The following is a 283-nucleotide window of genomic DNA, read 5'->3' on the forward strand; positions in this document are numbered from 1 at the left end:
TACTTGCCCCGGTCGACAGGATTCGGGCCCGTCAGCTCCCCCTTTTCAGCGCCCGCACGTTCACCGAGTCGATCGCACAGCGGGACCAGTCGAGTTCGCCACGGGAGCCGAGTTCATCCAGGACCGGGTGTGTCAACTTAACGGCTGATCTTGGTTGTTGAGGTGTCAGTTGTTGCTGGGGGTGAGACGGCCCTCGAAGGCGATCTGGAAGGCGATCTGGAAGGCGTTCAGGGGTGCCTTCCAGCGCATGGTCCATCGCTTGCGGCCCGTGCCCGTTGGGTCC

General features: G+C 63.3%; 1 pseudogene. It reads right to left on the bottom strand.

Features of this window, described 5'->3' with window-relative positions:
• Nucleotides 1-124 (bottom strand): annotated as a pseudogene (locus tag AC5WRT_RS39195) (IS5/IS1182 family transposase); the annotation flags it as partial.
• Nucleotides 125-283: the final 159 nt, after the last annotated feature.

The sequence above is a fragment of the Streptomyces sp. NTD91 genome (assembly GCF_059510455.1).